This window comes from Kitasatospora sp. NPDC036755 (assembly GCF_040636595.1).
Classification (GTDB): Bacteria; Actinomycetota; Actinomycetes; order Streptomycetales; family Streptomycetaceae; genus Kitasatospora.
In genome coordinates this window covers 1-1,548 of record NZ_JBEZUT010000661.1, presented here as the reverse complement: position 1 = coordinate 1,548, position 1,548 = coordinate 1, and the positions used below count along the sequence as shown (strand labels likewise).

The 1,548-nt window shown below is 74.4% G+C and carries 2 protein-coding genes; both read right to left on the bottom strand.

Annotated elements, in window-relative coordinates:
- Nucleotides 1–153 precede the first annotated feature (153 nt).
- Entirely contained in the window at nt 154–291 is a 138-nt protein-coding gene (locus AB0E96_RS41030; protein ID WP_359831922.1) for a hypothetical protein, read from the bottom strand.
- Nucleotides 292–341: 50 nt separating this feature from the next.
- A complete protein-coding gene (locus AB0E96_RS41025) occupies nt 342–1,115 on the bottom strand; it encodes a class I SAM-dependent methyltransferase (protein ID WP_359831920.1) in 774 nt (257 codons plus the stop codon).
- Between the last annotated feature and the right edge of the window lie 433 nt (nt 1,116–1,548).

Genomic DNA, 1,548 nt, shown 5'->3' with positions numbered 1-1,548 from the left:
GCAGCGGAGCGGCGATCACCGGCAGGCTCAGGTTCATGGCCGCCGGGGCGGCGTCGACGGGAAGGAGGTATGCGAAGGAGACGGCGAGCGGGAGGAGGAGATTTATCAGCAGGGGTAACAGGACGGCGGCTCGGCGAGGGGAGGCGTGAAGGGTCACTTGGTCTCCTCGTTCCTGCTCGCGAGGGCGAACAGGGCGACCGGCTCAGGCCCGTAGGCGCGGGCGTCGAAGTCGTCCCCGGCGGACAGCCGGTTGGCGGCCGCGTCGATCGCGGCGCGGATCGCCGTGGCCATAGCCAGGCCGTCAGCCGGTGTGTTCGTCAGCCGGCCGGGCCGTCAACCGGTCAGGCCCTGCGGGCGATCAGGACGGGCTGGAAGAAGCCGGTGTCGACGGGCTGCTCCCAGTGAGTGCCGGTCAGGCCCGCCTCGGCGGCGAAGGCGCTCAGCTGGTCCCGGGTGAGCGCCCAGTAGGTGGCGCGCCGGACGGCGACGTCCCACTGCCCGGCCTCGTCCGGCAGGAGTCGGAAGAGCTCCAGGTCGTACCGTTCCCCGTCCTCGTGCCACTGCCAGAGCTGGAAGAGGACGGACCGCCGTCCGCCGTGTTCGGCGGTCTGCGGCGGTGTGGAGGCGGGGCGGGTGCGGCGCAGTTCGTCGTACGGGCGGGTGGTGACCAGCAGCAGTCCACCGGGGCGCAGGACCCGTCGCATCTCGCCGAGTGCGGCGCGGACGTCCTCGGCTGTGAGCAGGTGGGGTAGCGCGTTGTCGGCGCAGACGACGACGTCGAAGTGCCCGTCAGGGAAGGGGAGTCCACGCATGTCGGCGGCGGCGACGGGCAGCCGGAGCCCGCGCGAGGCGGCCTCGGCGGCGGCGCGGGCGGCGGAGGCCGGACTCAGGTCGGTGCCGGTGACGCGGTGCCCGAGCGCGGCCAGACCGATCGCTTGGGTGCCGATGCCGCAGGCGCAGTCCAGCACCTCGGCGGGGCGGTCGCCGAGGCCGGCGCGGATCAGGGTGTCCAGCGCGGCGCCCTGGCGGGCGAGCGAGGCGTTCCAGTCGGGGTAGAGGAGGTGGTAGTCGTCGGCGAAATCGTCGTAGAAGCGGCCGAGTGCGGACTGGCTCATGGCGGCAGGGTCTCCTCGGGGGTCTGAGCAGCTGAGGGGGGCGCCGACCGGACCTGGGAATCGGCGGGCGGGCCAGGCGTTCCAGTCGGGGTGGGCAGGCGGGGCGGGCGAAGGCCGGCGGATCGCCGGACCGCCCGTCACAGCGCCATCCTCGCCCGCGGGTGCCACCGCGGAGTACCGGTTTTCGGGGCCGGGCCCCGCGGCCCGTTTCGCGGCCCGTTTCGCGGACCGGCGGCGCGGACGGGGATGCCGTCGCGACCGGGCAGCGTCGGAGTGCCGGCGCGCGATCGTGCCCGGGGACCGAGGGACGGAGGGGCCGGAAGACCGCTGCGGCCGAGGGCCTCGGCCTCCGACATCTCGGTGAGGTCCATGACCACGGGGGTGCTCGCCCGGATGTGCTCACCGACCGTCCGGGCCGCCTCGAAGCCCGTCG

What these genes read in the sequence shown, in the direction of transcription:
- AB0E96_RS41030 (WP_359831922.1), bottom strand. Translation starts at nt 291, where the DNA reads ATGGCCACGGCGATCCGCGCCGCGATCGACGCGGCCGCCAACCGGCTG.
- AB0E96_RS41025 (WP_359831920.1), bottom strand. Translation starts at nt 1,115, where the DNA reads ATGAGCCAGTCCGCACTCGGCCGCTTCTACGACGATTTCGCCGACGAC.